The organism is Pseudomonas sp. URIL14HWK12:I5, assembly GCF_900176445.1.
GTDB classification, from domain to species: domain Bacteria; phylum Pseudomonadota; class Gammaproteobacteria; order Pseudomonadales; family Pseudomonadaceae; genus Aquipseudomonas; species Aquipseudomonas monteilii.
Genome location: NZ_FWXQ01000001.1, coordinates 1 through 17,479, shown reverse-complemented (window position 1 = coordinate 17,479; position 17,479 = coordinate 1). Strand labels below are relative to the sequence as shown.

Annotated in this window: 16 protein-coding genes; 3 read left to right on the top strand and 13 right to left on the bottom strand. The window is 60.7% G+C overall.

What is annotated here, in order from left to right; all coding sequences use genetic code 11:
* Positions 1-4 precede the first annotated feature (4 nt).
* From B9A31_RS00080 to B9A31_RS00070, 3 genes are all read right to left on the bottom strand, one after another.
* Positions 5-1,663 (bottom strand): Na/Pi cotransporter family protein, encoded by a 1,659-nt coding sequence (locus tag B9A31_RS00080; protein ID WP_019099186.1) that lies wholly within the window; start codon positions 1,661-1,663, stop codon positions 5-7.
* A 198-nt stretch (positions 1,664-1,861) separates the two neighbouring features.
* Positions 1,862-2,632 (bottom strand): TerC family protein, encoded by a 771-nt coding sequence (locus B9A31_RS00075; protein ID WP_016712866.1) that lies wholly within the window; start codon positions 2,630-2,632, stop codon positions 1,862-1,864.
* A 71-nt stretch (positions 2,633-2,703) separates the two neighbouring features.
* Positions 2,704-4,011 carry a CitMHS family transporter gene (locus B9A31_RS00070; protein WP_016712867.1) on the bottom strand — a complete coding sequence of 436 codons (1,308 nt, stop codon included), beginning with the start codon at positions 4,009-4,011 and terminating at the stop codon, positions 2,704-2,706.
* Between the two features lie 267 nt (positions 4,012-4,278).
* Here B9A31_RS00070 and B9A31_RS00065 point away from each other — a divergent pair, with 267 nt between their 5' ends.
* Positions 4,279-4,680, top strand: a complete 402-nt coding sequence (locus B9A31_RS00065; protein ID WP_019099185.1) for a GFA family protein — start codon at positions 4,279-4,281, stop codon at positions 4,678-4,680.
* 6 nt (positions 4,681-4,686) lie between these two features.
* On the opposite strand, the gene B9A31_RS00060 is transcribed toward B9A31_RS00065, so the two are convergent.
* From B9A31_RS00060 to B9A31_RS00015, 10 genes are all read right to left on the bottom strand, one after another.
* Positions 4,687-6,642, bottom strand: coding sequence for a DUF7844 domain-containing protein (locus tag B9A31_RS00060; protein ID WP_084296570.1), 1,956 nt, complete (start codon positions 6,640-6,642; stop codon positions 4,687-4,689).
* Positions 6,639-6,959, bottom strand: a complete 321-nt coding sequence (locus B9A31_RS00055) for a DUF2388 domain-containing protein (RefSeq protein WP_012316830.1) — start codon at positions 6,957-6,959, stop codon at positions 6,639-6,641. The genes B9A31_RS00060 and B9A31_RS00055 overlap by 4 nt, the downstream gene beginning before the upstream one ends.
* 36 nt (positions 6,960-6,995) lie before the next feature.
* Positions 6,996-7,289 (bottom strand): DUF2388 domain-containing protein, encoded by a 294-nt coding sequence (locus B9A31_RS00050; RefSeq protein ID WP_016712870.1) that lies wholly within the window; start codon positions 7,287-7,289, stop codon positions 6,996-6,998.
* Between the two features lie 87 nt (positions 7,290-7,376).
* Complete coding sequence (locus B9A31_RS00045; protein WP_016712871.1) at positions 7,377-7,694, bottom strand: DUF2388 domain-containing protein; 318 nt, start codon at positions 7,692-7,694, stop codon at positions 7,377-7,379.
* A 304-nt stretch (positions 7,695-7,998) separates the two neighbouring features.
* Positions 7,999-8,214 carry a DUF1127 domain-containing protein gene (locus B9A31_RS00040; protein ID WP_003256968.1) on the bottom strand — a complete coding sequence of 72 codons (216 nt, stop codon included), beginning with the start codon at positions 8,212-8,214 and terminating at the stop codon, positions 7,999-8,001.
* 402 nt (positions 8,215-8,616) lie between these two features.
* On the bottom strand, positions 8,617-10,110 hold the full coding sequence (locus B9A31_RS00035; protein ID WP_016712872.1) for an acetyl-CoA hydrolase/transferase family protein: 1,494 nt from the start codon (positions 10,108-10,110) through the stop codon (positions 8,617-8,619).
* Positions 10,111-10,296: 186 nt separating this feature from the next.
* Entirely contained in the window at positions 10,297-11,733 is a 1,437-nt protein-coding gene (locus B9A31_RS00030; RefSeq protein WP_019099183.1) for an NAD(P)(+) transhydrogenase (Re/Si-specific) subunit beta, read from the bottom strand.
* Between the two features lie 2 nt (positions 11,734-11,735).
* Positions 11,736-12,050: an NAD(P) transhydrogenase subunit alpha part 2 gene (locus B9A31_RS00025; RefSeq protein WP_016484308.1), complete on the bottom strand. Its 315-nt coding sequence runs from the start codon at positions 12,048-12,050 to the stop codon at positions 11,736-11,738.
* A gap of 11 nt (positions 12,051-12,061) precedes the next feature.
* The gene (locus tag B9A31_RS00020; protein WP_019099182.1) at positions 12,062-13,183 is read right to left on the bottom strand and encodes a Re/Si-specific NAD(P)(+) transhydrogenase subunit alpha; all 1,122 of its coding nucleotides are present in this window, start codon (positions 13,181-13,183) and stop codon (positions 12,062-12,064) included.
* A gap of 434 nt (positions 13,184-13,617) precedes the next feature.
* Positions 13,618-14,517, bottom strand: a complete 900-nt coding sequence (locus B9A31_RS00015) for a LysR family transcriptional regulator (RefSeq protein WP_026020486.1) — start codon at positions 14,515-14,517, stop codon at positions 13,618-13,620.
* A 161-nt stretch (positions 14,518-14,678) separates the two neighbouring features.
* Between B9A31_RS00015 and B9A31_RS00010 the strand changes: the two genes are divergently transcribed.
* Positions 14,679-15,860 carry an acyl-CoA dehydrogenase gene (locus tag B9A31_RS00010; protein ID WP_019099181.1) on the top strand — a complete coding sequence of 394 codons (1,182 nt, stop codon included), beginning with the start codon at positions 14,679-14,681 and terminating at the stop codon, positions 15,858-15,860.
* 14 nt (positions 15,861-15,874) lie between these two features.
* Positions 15,875-17,095: a CaiB/BaiF CoA transferase family protein gene (locus B9A31_RS00005; protein WP_019099180.1), complete on the top strand. Its 1,221-nt coding sequence runs from the start codon at positions 15,875-15,877 to the stop codon at positions 17,093-17,095.
* Positions 17,096-17,479: the final 384 nt, after the last annotated feature.

Below are 17,479 nucleotides of genomic sequence, written 5' to 3'. Positions count from 1 at the left end.
GCATTCACGGCAGGCGGGCTTCGTCCGGCACACTGTCGAGCATCAGCCCGCCGGTGTCGGAGCCGCCCAGTACCACATAGGCACTGCTGCAGAACAAAGAGTTCAACCGCTTCATGTCGGCGATCAGCTCCAAGTGTAGCGAACTGGTTTCGATGCTTTGCACCACCTTACGCTGCAAGCGGCTGACGTGGGCATGCGCCAGGCGCCGTTCCTGGGCGCGAAAACGGCGTTTTTCCTTGAGCAGCAAGCGGGCGCTTTCCGGGTCGGCGCTAAGGAATACCGACAGGCCAAGGCGCAGGTTGGCTAACAATTGCTCTTGCAGCCCGGTCAGCTCTTCCAGCCCCACCTGGGAAAACTCCCGGCGCTGGCTGGTTTTCTGCTGCTGGACCTTGCGCAACATGCGCTCGATGAGGTCGCAGGCGAGCTTGAGGTTGATGGCCAGCTCGATGATCTCGGCCCAGCGGCGGTTGTCCTGCTCGCTGAGATCTTCGCGCGACATCTGCGCAAGGTAAAGCTTGATGGCGCTGTACAGGGCGTCGGCATCCTCACCCAGGGCGCGAACCTGCTGTGGCAGGGCAGTCTGGGTGCCGCGCAGGGCCCCCAGCATGGCTTCAAGCAGGCTGTCGACGATATCGCCCAGACGCAGGGTTTCGCGGGCAGCGTTGGCAAGCGCCAGGCTGGGTGTTTCCAGTGCCGAGGCGTCGAGGTGGCGCGGTCGGATCTGGCCGTTGCCGTTTTCCCGCTCGGGCAGCAGGCTGTTGCACAGCCGGCCCATGAGTTTGACCGTGGGCAGCATGAGCAGGCAGCGCAGGGTGTTGTAGAGCAGGTGGAAGCCGATGACCAGCTCTTGCGGGCTGAAGCTGAGCGAGTCCATCCACTCCACCAATGGGTGCAGCACAGGGATGATCAGCAGCAGGCCGATCAGCTTGTAGAGCAAGCTGCCCAACGCCACACGGCGCCCGGCAGTGTTCTGCATGCTGGTGCTGATGAAGGCCAGTAAGCCGCTACCGATGTTGGCACCGACCACAAGGCCAATGGCCACCGGCAGGCTGATGACCTCGGCACCGGCCAATGTTGCGGTAAGCAGCACGGCGGCGAGGCTGGAATAGGAAATCATGGCGAACATGGCGCCGACCAAGGCGTCGAGCATGATGTCGCCGGTCAGCGAAGCAAACAGCACTTTCACGCCTTGGGCGTGGGTGATCGGCGCAGCTGCCTGCACGATCAGCTCCAGTGCCAGGATGATCAGGCCAAGCCCGATACCGACACGGCCCAGTTGGCCAGCCCGTGTCTGCTTACGTGAGAGGAAGAAGATCACGCCCAGGAATATCAGCAGGGGTGATAGCCAGGACAGGTCGAAAGTGAGTACCCGGGCCATCAGCGCGGTACCCACATCGGCACCCAGCATGATCGCCAGGGCCGGGGTCATGGCCATCAGGCCCTGGCCGACGAAGGACGTGACCAGCATGGCCGTGGCGTTACTGCTCTGCACCATGGCCGTGACCAGTATGCCGGCAATGAACGCCAGCGGGCGCTTGTCCATGTTCTGGCTAATGATGCGCCGCAGGTTCGAGCCGAACACGCGGAGAATGCCGGTACGTACGATGTGGGTGCCCCAGACCAGAAGCGTCACGGCCGAGAGCAGGTTGAGCAGGGTCAGCATGGCGAAAGCCCCCTGTTGCACTGGCCCAGCGGGCCAAGAAAAGAAACGTGAGCGTTTGAAGAATTTTCGGTGCTCACTCAAAGCTTTAGTTGTTTTGCGCAGCTGTCGCCAGCTTCGCATGGCTGTCATGTGTTTGAAACCGATCAGACATGAAAAAGGGCCCTGCGAAGGACCCTTTGTGGTTTGCGCTTCCTGGTCTTACTGACCCGGAATGTCCTTGCGCAGTTTCACCGGCTCATGCTCTTTGCCTTCCTTGCGGGCCAGGGCGGTGCGCATGCGGATGTTGATGGCTTCCACCGCCAGCGAGAAGGCCATGGCGAAGTAGACGTAGCCCTTCGGCACATGCACCTCGAACGCTTCGGCGATCAGCACGGTACCGACCACGATCAGGAACGACAGCGCGAGCATCTTCAGCGACGGGTGCTTGTCGATGAAATTGCTGATGGCGCCGGCGCACAGCATCATCACCAGCACGGCAACGACGATGGCGGCAATCATCACCGGTACGTGGGAAACCATACCCACCGCAGTAATTACCGAGTCCAGCGAGAACACGATGTCGATGATGGCGATCTGGATGATGGTGTAGAAGAACTTGCCGCCCGCACCTTTCGGCTCTTCGGCGTTTTCGTCCTCGCCTTCCAGGCCGTGGTAGATCTCTTGCGAGCTTTTCCACAGCAGGAACAGGCCACCGAAGAACAGGATCAGGTCACGTCCGGAGATGCCTTGGCCGAACACCACGAACAGGTCGGCGGTAAGGCGCATGACCCAGGTAATCGATAGCAGCAGCATGATACGGGTGACCATGGCCAGGGCCAGGCCGAAGATCCGGGTGCGTGGCTGCATGTGCTTGGGCATGCGGCTGACCAGGATCGAGATCATGATGATGTTGTCGATACCGAGGACGATCTCAAGCGCGGTAAGGGTGAAAAAGGCAACCCAGATTTCCGGGCTGGTCAGCCATTCCATGTGTTTTCCTTCGAACGATAAAGGCGACACGCCCCTGTCGAGGCGCGTCGCGTCAGACTAATACGCGTTTATTAAAGACTACTGAACAGCGGGAAAATGCCCATCAGCAGCGCGGCGAACATTATGCACAGGCATACCAGCACTGCCCACTTGAGCGTGAAGCGCTGATGATCGCCAAACTCGATGCCGGCCAGGGCCACCAGCAGGTAGGTCGACGGCACCAAGGGGCTAAGCAGGTGAACCGGTTGCCCGACGATCGATGCACGGGCCATTTCCACCGGGGTGATGCCGTAGTGGCTGGCGGCTTCGGCCAGTACCGGCAGCACGCCGTAGTAGAAGGCATCGTTGGACATGAAGAAGGTGAACGGCATGCTCACGATCGCGGTGATCACCGCCAGATAAGGGCCCAGTGCTTCGGGGATGACGGCCAGCAGGCTCTTGGACATGGCATCGACCATGCCGGTACCCGACAGGATGCCAGTAAAGATACCGGCGGCGAAGATCAGCCCGGTCACGGCCAGCACGCTGCCAGCGTGGGCGGCGATGCGATCCTTTTGCTGCTGCAGGCACGGGTAGTTGACGATCATGGCGATGCTGAAGGCAATCATGAACAGCACGGGCAGCGGCAGCACACCGGCAATCAGTGCGACCATCAGGGCAGCAGTCAGGGCACCGTTGAAGTACAGCAGTTTGGGCCGGCGCGCGTCAGGGTACTGCGAAACGGTAATTTCGCTGTGGTCGATGTCGTCAGTCGGCAGGTGCAGCTCACCCAGGCGGGCACGTTCACGTTTACCGTACATGTAGGCGATGGCCAGAATTGCCAGCACGCCGAACAGCATGGCCGGGATCATCGGTACGAAAATGTCCGACGGGTCTACGTGCAGGGCACTGGCGGCGCGGGCGGTCGGGCCACCCCACGGCGTCATGTTCATCACCCCACCGGCCAGGATGATCAGGCCGGCCATGATCCGCGGGCTCATGCCCAGGCGGCTGTACATCGGCAGCATGGCGGCGCAGCAGATCATGTAGGTGGTGGCGCCGTCACCGTCGAGCGAGACCACCAGGGCCAGCACGGCGGTACCGACAGAGACTTTAAGCGGGTCGCCCTTGACCAGTTTGAGGATCTTGCGCACGGCCGGGTCGAACAGACCGGAGTCGATCATCAAGGCGAAATAGAGGATGGCGAACATCAGCATCACACCGGTGGGCGCGAGCTTGCTGATGCCTTCGAGCATCATGGGGCCGATCTTGGCGGAGAAACCGCCGAACAGGGCGAACAGGATCGGTACCAGAATCAGCGCGATCAAGGCCGACAGGCGCTTGGTCATGATCAGGTACATGAAGGTGATGACCATGGCAAAGCCGAGGAAGGTCAGCATGGCAATACTCCAGGCGTGGCGCGGCGAAAGGAATGTCGATTCGGGCGGATCAGCGCGTCGGGCGCTGCGCAGGGAGCATGCGGAGGGGGACTGCAGGAAGGCGGGCACAGGAATACATCAGAATCACCATTGTTGTTGTTGATTGGGCCGGGCTCGGTAATTACCGGGTGCCCTGGCTGACCGGTCTTGTGCCGGTAGTGGGGGCTATCCTATGAGCGCAAGCTTTCAGCCAGCTTTCGCCGAAGCAAAGGCGACGAGAGGTAGGTGATGCAGGATGTAACCGAAGGGGGCTGCCATTGTGGCGCCTTGCGTTACAGGCTGGTGGGTGACCTGACAGACATCGCCCACTGCCATTGTTCGATTTGCCGGCGGGTAAGCGGTGGGTTGGTGGTGACCTGGCTCACCCTGCCCCGCGCGGGGTTTCAGTGGTTGGCGGGTGAGCCGAACTGCTATGTGGCGCCGGCCAGTTGCAGCCGGTACTTCTGTGGGCAGTGCGGGGCGCATGTGGCGCTGATGACTACCCATAGCCCGGAAACGGTCGATGTGACGGTGGCGACGCTGGATCACCCGGAGCGGGTCAGGGCCAACCGGCATATCTGGGTGGGTAGCCGGTTGCCTTGGTTGCACCTGGATGAGGATTTGCCTTCGGAGGCAGAAGAGAAACTGTAGGCAACATCACAGCTGCAGGCCTCCCGCTGCCTTGTGCAGTGCCCGCAAATGTTCGCCAATCTGCTTCACATTGGCCTCGACAGCCGCAATTTCCTTGGCCCGAGACGGCTCCAGCAGCGCCCTCACCTCTTTGTCCAGGCTGGTGCTCAAACGCAACAACTGTGCCTGGCGTTCGCTGCTCACCTGCTCAAGGTGCTTGCGCTCGTCGGGCTGCGGCAGCCCGTAGCCCTTGGCATCGAGCAGTTCTGCCGGGCGGCTGAGAAAGCCGCTGTTGGCGAGCATCTGCTTGAGGGTCGCATCGGCCTTGCTGACGCTGCCATCTTTCAAGGCAGCGGCATTCAGGTAGCGCTGCTTGACCTCGTCCTGGGCCAGCAGCAGTTGCCGGCGCAAGCTGGCCTGTTCGAGCAGCAGTAACGCGGCGCTGGTGCGCAGGTCGGCCTTGGCAAACCATGGACGGCGCTGCTCGGCATCCAGTGCCAGCCAGTCTTCGACCAGGGCCTGCTTGATCGGCAGCTGTTTGCGCAGCACCTCGAACATGGCCTGGTAGCGGTCGCGATAGGAATCGAACCGGTAGCCCAGGCGCAGCGCCTCACGCGGGTCATCCAGCACGCTGGTGTCTGCCAGCCCCCTGCCCTTGAGCACTGCCAGCAAGCCGTTGGGCATGATGCTGTCGAGGTCGTTGAGGCGTGGGTTGGCGGTACCGCTGCGCAGCAATTTCAACGACTCCACGGCACAGTTGTTGGACAGGAACCAGTAATTGCCGTCGTAGCTCCAGTGCATTTCGGCGGCCTGGCGTACGAGGCGCTCGATTTCGTCGCGGTTTAGCCTCAAGGGCACGGAAGCCAGGCTGCGCAGCTCGGTCTTGGTGTACTCGTCGATTACCTGGCCCAGCGGCAACACGAATAGCCGCGAGGGGTAGTTGCCGACCAGGCCGTCCCAGCTGGACAGCTGCACATCGTTGACGAAAGCGCGATACGACAGCACCAGGCTCTGGTCGAGGTCCAGGCGGCAGTCCGGCCCGCGTGGGCGGCCCGGCTTGCAGATCACCAGACGCAGCATGCTGTGGCCCCAGCGGCTGACCAGATTCTGGTTGGCTTCGGCCAGCAGGTAGTCCACTTCATAGACCCGCTCAGGGTCGATTTCACCCAGCGGCTGGCGGGCAAAGTCGCTGCCGGCATTGATGAACGGCAGGCCCTTGGCGCAGGTGTCCTGTTGCGGTGCCCAGCCGAAGTGCTCGCGCAGGTACTGGTTCAGCGCCGGGCGGCGGCAACCGTAGCTCGGGTCGAGGAGGAAGTACTCCATGTTGACCGCGATGTACTCCTTGGGGCTGCTCAGTTCATAACTGTCGGGGCTGCGCACGAACTGACCATTGTGCTGCTCGCGCTCGCCACGACGGCCTACGTACTGTTGCCAACCCGCCAGGTCGAGCAAACGCGGGTCGTCGCTGAGGGTGAAGCGGCGTTCGGCCTGGCCCCGGCACGCTTCGGGCAGGCCGATTTTGCCCAGCGTGCCTTGCTGGCGCTTGCAGCGGGCAATCATCGAATGCTCGGCAGCGGGCCACAGCCGGGCACGGTCGTAGATATGGGTAAGCTCGTGCAGCACGGTGGCCAGCAATTCTTCGCGCACCGTGCCATGGGGGCGGTTGGTGCGTTCGGTAGCAGCGCTGCCGTCGGTGAGACCGGGCAGCAGGCGTCGATTGAGCTCAAGGGTGGACACCAGCGATGCCTGGCCGTAGGCATCTGCCGGCATGCTGTCGCTCCAGCTGACCCGCACGCGGCGGTCCAGCTGCTGCTTGAATCGGGGGGGCAGCTTGCCCAAGGCCTCATCGAGCAGGGCCTGGGTGGCTTGGGTTTGCTGCGGGTCCAGGCCGGTTGCCTGCAGCTGAAGCTGCAGGTCGGCCAATACGGGCGTGCCGGGCAGCGTCAGGGCGCAGCCGAGCAGCCAGGCACGCACGCGTTTCACAGTGCGAGGATGGCTTCGGCCAATACCTGGTCGCTGGCGCCACGCGCTTCTGGCACGCGCTCGCGCAGGGTGTTGAAGGCCGCCTCAAGCTGGGCGCCGCGAATGTCACCGTTGCTGGCGACGAAGCTTGCAGCGTCGTCATGGGCTTCGCGCACCACTTTGGAGTCGCGAATCGAGGTGGTGGTGTCCGAGGTGAAGTCGATCGAGCGGCCAAAGGCACGCACGATGATATTGCTGGTGGCCACCAGGGTCTGTGCCTGGGCCAGGTCGGCCAGCAGCAGCATGCCGAGGGTAGCGGCAATCAGCGGTTTACGCATGGAGCATCTCCGAAAAATACAGGGAGTCAGGTGTAGTTATTGGACGAGAATTGCCTGCGCCAGTTCCAGGTCGCCGACGGCGTGCCGTGCACAATTGTGGCGTAATGATTCCAGCGCAGCTTCCAGCCGCACACCGCGGATCTGGCCGTCGCTGGCCACGAAGGCCGCCGCATCGTCGCGCGCCTGGCGGACCAGTTTGCGATCGAAGGGTGCAGTGGTGACCTGGCTGGTGACATAGCCGGTAATGACCAGGCTTTGCGTGGTGGTATCCATGGCATGGGCGCTGGCCATGCCTGCAACAGAAAACAGCAGCGGCAACAGATAACGCATGGGCTCTACAACAGCTGGAAAGGTGGGGCGCAAAGGCTGGATGGCTGTGCTGGTAGCCACCAGCACAGCCAGAGGGCTCAGCTGGCGTCAGAGTGCCAGGATGGCCTGGGCCAGTTGCGCATCGCTGGCCTGCAACGCGGGTGCTTGCGAGCGGATGTGCAAGAAGGCGCTTTCCAGTTTGGCACCGCGGATGTCGCCCTGGCTGCCAACAAAGGCAGCGGCATCGTCGCGGGCGGCCTTGACGATCTTGTCGTCTTTGAACGAGGAGGAGATATCGGAAGTGGCATCGGTGGACGCGGCTACCGCGCCAACGACGGCGTCGGTGGTGACAACGAAGCTGGTGGCGTTTGCGGTGCCGGCCAGGCTCAGCATCAGGGCGGCGCCAATCAGGTATTTACGGGACATGATCGTGGACTCCTGGACTAGGGTCGGGTGGTTCTGCTTATCGGACGCTCGCACAGCTCGTCACGGTACTTTTAACAGTGGGTTCTACCAGACTGTGAAGCCAAGCGTATCACGCGCCGGTGTTTCTGGATGTTAATGAAAAGCGCGCCAACAAACTGTATCTATGTTTTTTTTGATTATCAAAACTGTACCTATTTGTTTGCGAGAGGCTCTAGCATGCGGCCTGAATGCAAAAAACCCGTTGCAGTTACCTGCAACGGGTTTCGGGAATTCGCGGTGCCGGCCGAAGCCGGCAAGCCGGTGCTTAGCGCCAGAAAGGCTTGCTCAGCTCTTCGTAACGCTGCGACTCGCTGATACCGGCGTCGGCCAGCAGACGGGCGTCCAGGCGAGCCAATTGACGGCGGCTAGCCATACGGCGCTGCCACAGCAGCAGGGTGGACAGTGCGCGCAGCGGCAGCGAGGCGTTGGATTGCTGGGCGTTGCTTTCAAAAACCAGACCGGAACTGAGGGTACGTTCCATGATGCTTCATCCTTCCGCTTATGGCGGGATTAGGTAGTGATTTAACTGATGCCAATGATCCTCCTCTGTCGTCCATAACAGTAGATACAGTTCAGTTGAAAGACGATGACTCAGTTAACTGTGTAACCCTACTGTTGCACCCGAAACAAGCGCAACTGTACTGGTCTGCACGCTATTGGTGCGTTTTTGGCTGATGGGGGAATTTCAGGAGGAAGGACTGGCAGAAATACCAGTACAGTAGAACAGTTTTTAATGGAGATTGTAAGGGTGTTGCGGAAGCGGGCTTGCCCGCGGAACAGGCGACACGGAGGATGGCACCGGCTGTGCCGGTATTCCCGGCTAAAGCCGCTCCTGCAGAGCGCGTGACCGGAACAGCACACGCTGTTCCGGATCACGAATTGATCAGCTAGCCAGCATGCGCCCGGTTTCTTCCAGGTTTTCGTGCCAGCTCAGCGCTTCACGCAGAATGTGCGGGGTATGGCCGCCACGCTGGCAGGCACGATCGAAGTAATCGTTCAGCGCAGCGCGGTAGTCTGGGTGCACACAGTTGTCGATAATCGCCCGTGCCCGCTCGCGTGGTGCCAAGCCACGCAGGTCGGCCAGGCCTTGCTCGGTGACCAGGATGTCCACGTCGTGCTCGGTGTGGTCGACATGGCTGACCATCGGCACCACACTGGAAATCGCGCCGCCTTTGGCAATCGACTTGGTGACGAACACAGCGAGGTGGGCGTTACGGGCGAAGTCACCCGAGCCACCAATGCCGTTCATCATTTTGGTGCCGCACACGTGGGTGGAGTTGACGTTGCCGTAGATATCGAACTCCAGTGCGGTGTTGATACCAATGATGCCCAGGCGACGCACCACTTCCGGGTGGTTGGAGATCTCTTGCGGGCGCAGCACCAGCTTGTCCTTGTAGCGCTCAAGGTTGCCGAATACGTCGGCATTACGGCGAGTGGACAAGGTGATCGAGCTGCCCGAAGCGAAGCTCAGCTTGCCGGCATCGATCAGGTCGAAGGTGGAGTCCTGCAGTACTTCGGAGTACATGGTCAGGTCTTCGAACGGCGATTCGATCAGGCCGCACATTACGGCGTTGGCAATGCTGCCGATACCGGCCTGCAGCGGGCCGAGCTTGTTGGTCATGCGACCAGCTTCAACTTCTTTCTTGAGGAAGTTGATCAGGTGGTCGGCAATGCCTTGGGTTTCGTCATCCGGCGGCAGCACGGTGGATGGGGAGTCCGGCTGGTCGCTGATGACGATGCCGACGATCTTGGCCGGGTCGATCGGGATGGCGGTGCTGCCGATACGGTCGTCGACCTTGACCAGCGGGATTGGCGTGCGGGTCGGGCGGTAGGTCGGGATATAGATGTCGTGCAGGCCTTCCAGGTTGGGGTTGTGCGAGAGGTTGATCTCGACAATCACCTGCTTGGCGAAGATCGCGAAGCTGGCCGAGTTGCCTACCGACGTGGTTGGCACGATGTGGCCTTGCTCGGTAATGGCCACGGCTTCGATGACGGCGATGTCCGGCAGTTTCAGCTGCTGGTTGCGCAGTTGCTCGACGGTTTCCGACAGGTGCTGGTCGATGAACATCACCTGGCCGTCGTTGATGGCCTTGCGCAGGGTGCTGTCGACCTGGAATGGCATGCGGCGAGCCAGCACGCCGGCCTCGGTCAGTTGCTTGTCCAGGTCGTTGCCCAGGCTGGCGCCGGTCATCAGGCTGATTTTCAGTGGCGACTGCTTGGCACGTTCGGCCAGTGCATGCGGTACGGCTTTGGCTTCACCGGCGCGGGTGAAACCGCTCATGCCGACGGTCATGCCGTCCTCGATCAGACCAGCGGCATCAGCCGCACTCATTACCTTGCTGTGCAGGGAGGACAAGCGGATACGATCACGGTACATGGATTGTTATCTCGGGCTACTGAAACTACTGCAGCGCAGTCTAGAGATTTCGCCCATTGCCGTCCCACGACCATGGTCGTATGAGAAGCCCTGAAGTAGAGCCGTTGATCCGGATCAATAAAAGAAAAGCCCCGGCAGATTCTGACCGGGGCTTCCTTTATATCCGCTGGTTTTCAGCCGTGGGTATCAGTCCACAGCCTTGACCATGTCTTCGATCACTTTCTTGGCGTCACCGAACACCATCATGGTCTTGTCCAGGTAGAACAGTTCGTTGTCCAGGCCGGCATAGCCGCTGGCCATGGAGCGTTTGTTGACGATGATGGTCTTGGCCTTGAAGGCTTCGAGGATCGGCATGCCGGCAATGGGCGATTTCGGATCGTTCTTCGCCGCCGGGTTGACCACATCGTTGGCACCCAGCACCAACACCACGTCGGCCTGACCGAATTCGGCGTTGATGTCTTCCATTTCGAACACCTGGTCGTAAGGTACTTCGGCCTCGGCCAGCAATACGTTCATGTGCCCGGGCATGCGGCCTGCCACTGGGTGGATCGCGTACTTCACGGTTACGCCGTTGTGGGTCAGCTTTTCGGTCAGCTCCTTCAGCGCGTGCTGGGCACGGGCCACCGCCAGGCCATATCCCGGCACGATGATTACGCTGTCGGCGTTGCTGAGCAGGAAAGTGGCGTCGTCGGCCGAGCCGGACTTCACCGGGCGCTGCTCTTTGGAGCCTTGCGCCGCACCCGTATCGGTGTCACCGCCGAAGCCGCCAAGGATGACGTTGAAGAACGAACGGTTCATCGCCTTGCACATGATGTACGAGAGGATGGCGCCGGACGAACCTACCAGCGAACCTGCAATGATCAGCATCGAGTTGTTCAGCGAGAAACCGATGCCGGCCGCAGCCCAGCCCGAGTAGCTGTTGAGCATCGACACCACCACCGGCATGTCGGCGCCACCGATCGGAATAATGATCAGCACACCCATGATGAAGGCCAGAACCAGCATCAGGGTGAAGGCACTGTAGTGGCCGGTGAAGGTGAACAGCAGGCCCAGGGCAATGGTGGTCAGGCCGAGGATCAGGTTCAGCTTATGCTGGCCGGCGAACTGTACCGGTGCGCCCTGGAACAGGCGGAACTTGTACTTGCCCGACAGCTTGCCGAAGGCGATTACCGAGCCGGAGAAGGTGATGGCACCGATTGCAGCACCCAGGAACAACTCCAGACGGTTGCCGGTAGGGATCGGGTCGGTGATGGCGGCAACGATGCCCATCGACTGCGGCTCCAACACGGCCGCGATGGCAATGAACACCGCAGCAAGGCCGATCATGCTGTGCATGAAGGCGACCAGCTCCGGCATCTTGGTCATTTCGACGCGCTTGGCCATGATCGAACCGGCGGTACCACCAACCAGCAGGCCGACGATCACGTAGCCGATGCCGGCAGTAGCAAGCTCTGCCCCCAGCTTATAGATAAGGCCGACGGTTGTGAGGATGGCGATCCCCATGCCGATCATGCCGAACAGGTTGCCGCGCCGCGAAGTGGTCGGGTGCGACAGGCCCTTGAGCGCCTGGATGAAGCAGATCGACGCAACCAGGTACAGAAGTGTTACCAGATTCATGCTCATGCTTACTTCTGCCCCTCGTTCTTGGCTTTCTTCTTGAACATCTCAAGCATACGGCGGGTGACCAGGAAGCCACCGAACACGTTGACCGCGGCCAGGGCCACGGCCAGGGTGCCCATCAGCTTGCCTGCCGGGGTAACGGTCAGGGCCGCGGCCAGCATGGCGCCGACGATAACGATTGCCGAGATGGCATTGGTGACCGCCATCAATGGGGTGTGCAATGCCGGGGTGACGTTCCAGACCACGTGGTAGCCCACATAGATGGCCAGCACGAAGATGATCAGGTTGTAGATGCCGTGGGAAATCAGCATATCTTCCATTGTCGTGCTCCTTAGCCGTTCTTGCGGACGACCTGGCCATCGCGGCACATGAGGCAGGCCGCGACGATGTCGTCTTCGAGGTTGATGACCAGTGCGCCGTCCTTGTCGAACAGCAGCTTCATGAAGTCCAGCAGGTTGCGTGCATACAGCGCCGAGGCATCGGCACCCACTTGGGCAGGCAGGTTGGTCGGGCCGACAATGGTCACGCCGTTTTCCTGCACGACCTGGTCAGCAACCGTCAGCGGACAGTTGCCACCCTGGGCTGCAGCGAGGTCGATGACCACCGAGCCAGGCTTCATTTGCGCGACGGTTTCGGCGCTGAGCAAGGTCGGAGCCTTGCGGCCGGGGATCAGTGCGGTGGTGATGACGATATCCGCCTGCTTGGCGCGCTCATGCACGGCCTGGGCCTGGCGTTGCATCCAGCTGGCCGGCATCGGGCGGGCGTAACCACCCACCCCTTCGGCGCATTCGCGCTCCTCATCGGTCTCGTAGGGCACGTCGATGAACTTGGCGCCCAGCGACTCGATCTGCTCTTTCACGGCCGGGCGTACGTCGGACGCTTCGATCACTGCGCCCAGGCGCTTGGCCGTGGCGATGGCCTGCAGGCCGGCAACGCCCGCACCCAGAATCAACACGCGCGCGGCCTTAACGGTACCGGCAGCGGTCATCAGCATGGGCATGAAGCGCGGGTAGTGATGGGCCGCCAGCAACACAGCCTTGTAACCGGCGATGTTGGCTTGCGACGACAGCACGTCCAGGCTTTGCGCCCGCGATGTACGCGGTGCGGCTTCCAGGGCGAAGGCGGTAATGCCGCGTTCGGCCATTTTGCCGATCAGTTCGCTGTTGAAGGGGTTGAGCATGCCCACCAGAAGGCTGCCACTGTTGATCAGGGTCAGTTCCTGGTCGTTGGGGGCGACCACTTTGAGTACCAATTGGGCGCCGTAGGCGTCGGCGGCATTCCCCATGGAAGCACCCACGGCCTCATAGGCACTGTCCGGAATGGCGGCGTTAAGCCCTGCCCCCCGTTGGACGGTGACCTGATGGCCCTGGCCAATCAGTTTCTTGATGGTTTCCGGGGTCGCAGCGACCCTTGTCTCACCGGTCTGCGTCTCGAGAGGAACACCAATGTGCACGACTTTTCTCCTGCGGTGACCTTTTGTCTTTGTAAAAGCCAGCACACTTCGGATGGTGCGCTGGGGCGGTTGTGGAGCGCCGACCCGCCAGTTCCCGGGCGGGCGAAGCATTTTGCAGACGAACCAAGGGGCCTTCAACCGATTCTGGAGCGAAACGAAGTTAAAACTACAAGTCACCCTGTGACCGCTTGTCGCAGCAGTAAGGCTGTAGCCCGTCAAGCATGGGCTATTGGCAGATTAGGAGAAAAAAACAAAAATTTTTCAGTCATTTCGCTTACGGCACGCTGAGTGTCGCAAAATAACCCGCAAGGCCGCGCGCTTAGCAGGGTTAAAGGGTATTTTCTGGCTTGCATAACAGTTTACGGATATGCGACAAATCCATATATCTGTAGGTGTTTAAAATAATTGACTACAGGGTCAATTTGTCGCACTGCTCATTTTCTTGCGGTGTAGGCGTGGGCCTGGCTTACCAGCCAGTCCCGGAAGGCGCGTAGTGATGCCGATTCCACCTTGCGCTCCGGAATCATCAGATAGTAGGCCTTGTCGCTATCGAGGGCATGCCTGTTAGCGACCACCAGCCTACCCTCCTCCAGTTCGCGCTGGATCAGGAACGGCGGAATCAGCGCGATCCCCATTTCATGTATGGCCGCCTGGGCGAGCATCGAGAATAGTTCATAGCGCGGCCCTGTCATGTCGCGCTCCACATTCATCCCCAAGCTGCCGAACCATTGCCGCCAGGCATAGGGGCGCGTGCTTTGCTGCAGCAGAGGTAGTTGGGCGATGCGCTGTGCTTCAAGCATGCCCTGCCCGGCCAGCAATGCCGGGCTGCAGACGGGGACCGGGTTTTCCCCCATCAGCCGGTGAGACTGGGTGCCGGACCAGTCAGCATCACCGAAATAGATTGCGGCATCGAACGAAGTGTCGGCGAACAGGAATGGCCGGGTTCGGTTGGTGAGGTTGACCGTGACCTCCGGGTGGCGTTGCTGGAAGTCCTTGAGGCGCGGAAGCAGCCATTGAGTGCCGAAGGTAGGCACCACTGCCAGTTCGATCACGCTGGCCCCCTGCTGGCCCATCACCGACAAGGTATCGCGCTCCACGGCGTCCAGTTGGGCGGCAACCTGACGGCTATAGGAAAGGCCTGCTTCGGTCAGCTTCACGCCGCGGCGCGAGCGTCGGAACAGTTCCACATTGAGAAAGGCCTCCAGGCCGCCAATTTGGCGACAAACGGCGCCCTGGGTCAGGGCCAGCTCCTGGGCGGCCTTGGTAAAGCTCTCGTTGCGTGCTGCCGCCTCGAAGCAAACCAAGGCGGCGGTACTGGGGATCTTGCGGCGCATGTACGTCAACCTCACTTGTAAGGCTGTCAATATGGCGTTTTGCCGATTTACGAAGTGACAAATTATCACTAATTGGTGCGCAATCCTCGTTTGTCCCGGCGGCCGATCAGGCCTAGGCTCAAAGGCACAAGAAACTGCCCCCTATTTCGAGGATTTCGCTCATGGCCGGTAAAGCAAGCTTCAACTGGATCGACCCGCTGCTGCTGGATCAGCAGCTCACTGAAGAAGAGCGCATGGTGCGTGACAGCGCTTATCAGTTCGCCCAGGACAAGCTGGCCCCTCGTGTACTTGAAGCGTTCCGCCACGAGCAGACTGACCCGGCGATCTTCCGCGAGATGGGTGAAGTCGGCCTGCTGGGGGCCACCATCCCTGAGCAGTACGGCGGCAGCGGCCTGAACTACGTGTGCTATGGCCTGATTGCGCGTGAAGTGGAGCGTATCGACTCGGGCTACCGCTCGATGATGAGTGTGCAGTCGTCGCTGGTCATGGTCCCGATCAATGAGTTCGGTACCGAAGCACAAAAGCAGAAATACCTGCCCAAGCTGGCCAGTGGTGAGTGGATCGGTTGTTTCGGCCTGACTGAGCCTAACCACGGCTCTGACCCAGGCTCGATGATTACCCGCGCCAGGAAGGTAGATGGCGGCTACCGCCTGACCGGCAGCAAGATGTGGATTACCAACAGCCCGATCGCTGATGTATTCGTGGTCTGGGCCAAGGACGATGCCGGTGATATCCGCGGCTTTGTGCTGGAAAAGGGCTGGGAAGGCCTGAGTGCGCCGGCTATCCATGGCAAGGTTGGCCTGCGCGCCTCCATTACCGGTGAAGTCGTCATGGACAATGTGTTCGTGCCAGAAGAGAACATCTTCCCGGATGTGCGCGGCCTCAAAGGTCCGTTCACTTGCCTTAACTCAGCCCGTTATGGCATCTCCTGGGGGGCGCTGGGTGCTGCGGAAGCCTGCTGGCACACTGCGCGTCAGTACACGCTGGATCGCCAGCAATTCGGTCGCCCGCTGGCTGCCAATCAGCTGATCCAGAAGAAGCTGGCTGACATGCAGACCGAAATCACCCTGGCACTGCAGGGCTGCCTGCGCTTGGGGCGCATGAAGGACGAAGGGACGGCTGCGGTGGAGATCACTTCGATCATGAAGCGCAACTCCTGCGGCAAGGCGCTGGATATTGCCCGCATGGCGCGTGACATGCTGGGTGGTAATGGCATCTCCGACGAGTTCGGCGTGGCCCGTCACCTGGTCAATCTGGAGGTCGTCAACACCTACGAAGGCACGCACGACGTGCATGCATTGATCCTGGGGCGTGCGCAAACCGGTATCCAGGCCTTCTATTAATAAGGAGCCAGCCCATGGGCGCGCTATCACATCTGCGGGTGCTGGACCTTTCGCGCGTGTTGGCTGGCCCATGGTCTGGCCAGATTCTCGCTGACCTGGGCGCTGACGTGATCAAGGTCGAGCGCCCGGGCAGTGGTGATGACACGCGCGCGTGGGGCCCGCCCTTCCTGAAGGATGCTGCGGGTGACAATACCAGCGAGGCGGCTTATTACCTGTCGGCCAACCGCAACAAGCGCTCGGTGACCATCGACTTCACCCAGCCTGAGGGGCAGCGCCTGGTGCGTGAGCTGGCAGCCAAGTCCGATATCGTCATCGAGAACTTCAAGGTGGGCGGTCTGGCTGCTTATGGGTTGGACTACCAGAGCCTGAAGGCGATCAATCCGCAGCTTATCTATTGCTCCATCACGGGGTTTGGCCAGACCGGCCCCTATGCCAAGCGTGCGGGTTACGATTTCATGATTCAGGGGTTGGGCGGGCTGATGAGCCTGACCGGTCGCCCGGAGGGCGAGGAAGGTGCAGGGCCGGTCAAGGTGGGGGTGGCGCTTACCGACATCCTTACCGGGCTGTATTCCACGGTGGCGATGCTCGCTGCCCTCGCCCACCGGGATCAGGCCGGGGTGGGGCAACATGTCGATATGGCATTGCTCGATGTGCAGGTGGCTTGCCTGGCGAACCAGGCAATGAATTACCTGACTACGGGTGTCCCGCCTCGCCGGCTAGGTAATGCGCATCCCAATATAGTGCCCTACCAGGATTTCCCGACGGCGGATGGTGACTTCATTCTTACCGTGGGCAACGACAGTCAGTTCCGCAAGTTCGCCGAAGTGGCCGGGCAGCCACAATGGGCGGATGATCCGCGTTTCGCCACTAACAAGCTGCGGGTAGCCAACCGGGCGGAGCTGATTCCTTTGATCCGCCAGGCCACGGTGTTCAAGACCACGGCGGAGTGGGTAAGCCAGTTGGAAGCTGCGGGCGTGCCATGTGGGCCGATCAATGACCTGGCGCAGATGTTTCAGGACCCTCAGGTGCTGGCTCGGGGTTTGGCGGTGAGCATTCCCCATCCGTTGGCGGGTAGCGTTCCGCAGGTGGCAAGCCCGATACGGTTGTCGGAGACGCCAGTGGAGTATCGCCGGGCGCCGCCACTGTTGGGTGAGCACACTGAGTTGGTGCTGGAGGAAGTGTTGGGGCTGCAAGCGGGAGAGGTGCGGCGCTTGCGTGATGCGGGCGTGCTGTAGAGCTGTCCGGTGTTGCTGAAAAGCGGGGAGGCCGTCAGGCCTCCCCGCTTTGCTTTTCAGCGATGTTAAGGTTTCTTGAAATTAACGGTTGACGCGGTTTCGAATCCCCTTATAATGCGCCCCACTTCCAGCGACATCGGAACGAAAAACTCCTTGATATTCAATGAGTTAAATAGTTAAGGTGGCGTTGAAAGGGCTACGATCGAATGATCGCAAGCGGTTGAAATGGTGGTTGACAGCGGTTTTAAACGCTGTATGATTCGCCTCCCGCTACGAGAGATCGCAGCGAGCCAAGTGTCTGAAGTTAAACGAGTTTCTCGCAAAAAACTTCAAAATAAACGCTTGACAGGCTCTGAGGAAAGCGTAGAATGCGCGCCTCGGTTG

What these genes read in the sequence shown, in the direction of transcription:
- B9A31_RS00025 (WP_016484308.1), bottom strand. Translation starts at nt 12,050, where the DNA reads ATGGAAGATATGCTGATTTCCCACGGCATCTACAACCTGATCATCTTC.
- B9A31_RS00055 (WP_012316830.1), bottom strand. Translation starts at nt 6,959, where the DNA reads ATGCGTAAACCGCTGATTGCCGCTACCCTCGGCATGCTGCTGCTGGCC.
- B9A31_RS00035 (WP_016712872.1), bottom strand. Translation starts at nt 10,110, where the DNA reads ATGTACCGTGATCGTATCCGCTTGTCCTCCCTGCACAGCAAGGTAATG.
- B9A31_RS00040 (WP_003256968.1), bottom strand. Translation starts at nt 8,214, where the DNA reads ATGGAACGTACCCTCAGTTCCGGTCTGGTTTTTGAAAGCAACGCCCAG.
- B9A31_RS00005 (WP_019099180.1), top strand. Translation starts at nt 15,875, where the DNA reads ATGGGCGCGCTATCACATCTGCGGGTGCTGGACCTTTCGCGCGTGTTG.
- B9A31_RS00030 (WP_019099183.1), bottom strand. Translation starts at nt 11,733, where the DNA reads ATGAGCATGAATCTGGTAACACTTCTGTACCTGGTTGCGTCGATCTGC.
- B9A31_RS00015 (WP_026020486.1), bottom strand. Translation starts at nt 14,517, where the DNA reads ATGCGCCGCAAGATCCCCAGTACCGCCGCCTTGGTTTGCTTCGAGGCG.
- B9A31_RS00010 (WP_019099181.1), top strand. Translation starts at nt 14,679, where the DNA reads ATGGCCGGTAAAGCAAGCTTCAACTGGATCGACCCGCTGCTGCTGGAT.
- B9A31_RS00050 (WP_016712870.1), bottom strand. Translation starts at nt 7,289, where the DNA reads ATGCGTTATCTGTTGCCGCTGCTGTTTTCTGTTGCAGGCATGGCCAGC.
- B9A31_RS00065 (WP_019099185.1), top strand. Translation starts at nt 4,279, where the DNA reads ATGCAGGATGTAACCGAAGGGGGCTGCCATTGTGGCGCCTTGCGTTAC.
- B9A31_RS00075 (WP_016712866.1), bottom strand. Translation starts at nt 2,632, where the DNA reads ATGGAATGGCTGACCAGCCCGGAAATCTGGGTTGCCTTTTTCACCCTT.
- B9A31_RS00080 (WP_019099186.1), bottom strand. Translation starts at nt 1,663, where the DNA reads ATGCTGACCCTGCTCAACCTGCTCTCGGCCGTGACGCTTCTGGTCTGG.
- B9A31_RS00045 (WP_016712871.1), bottom strand. Translation starts at nt 7,694, where the DNA reads ATGTCCCGTAAATACCTGATTGGCGCCGCCCTGATGCTGAGCCTGGCC.
- B9A31_RS00070 (WP_016712867.1), bottom strand. Translation starts at nt 4,011, where the DNA reads ATGCTGACCTTCCTCGGCTTTGCCATGGTCATCACCTTCATGTACCTG.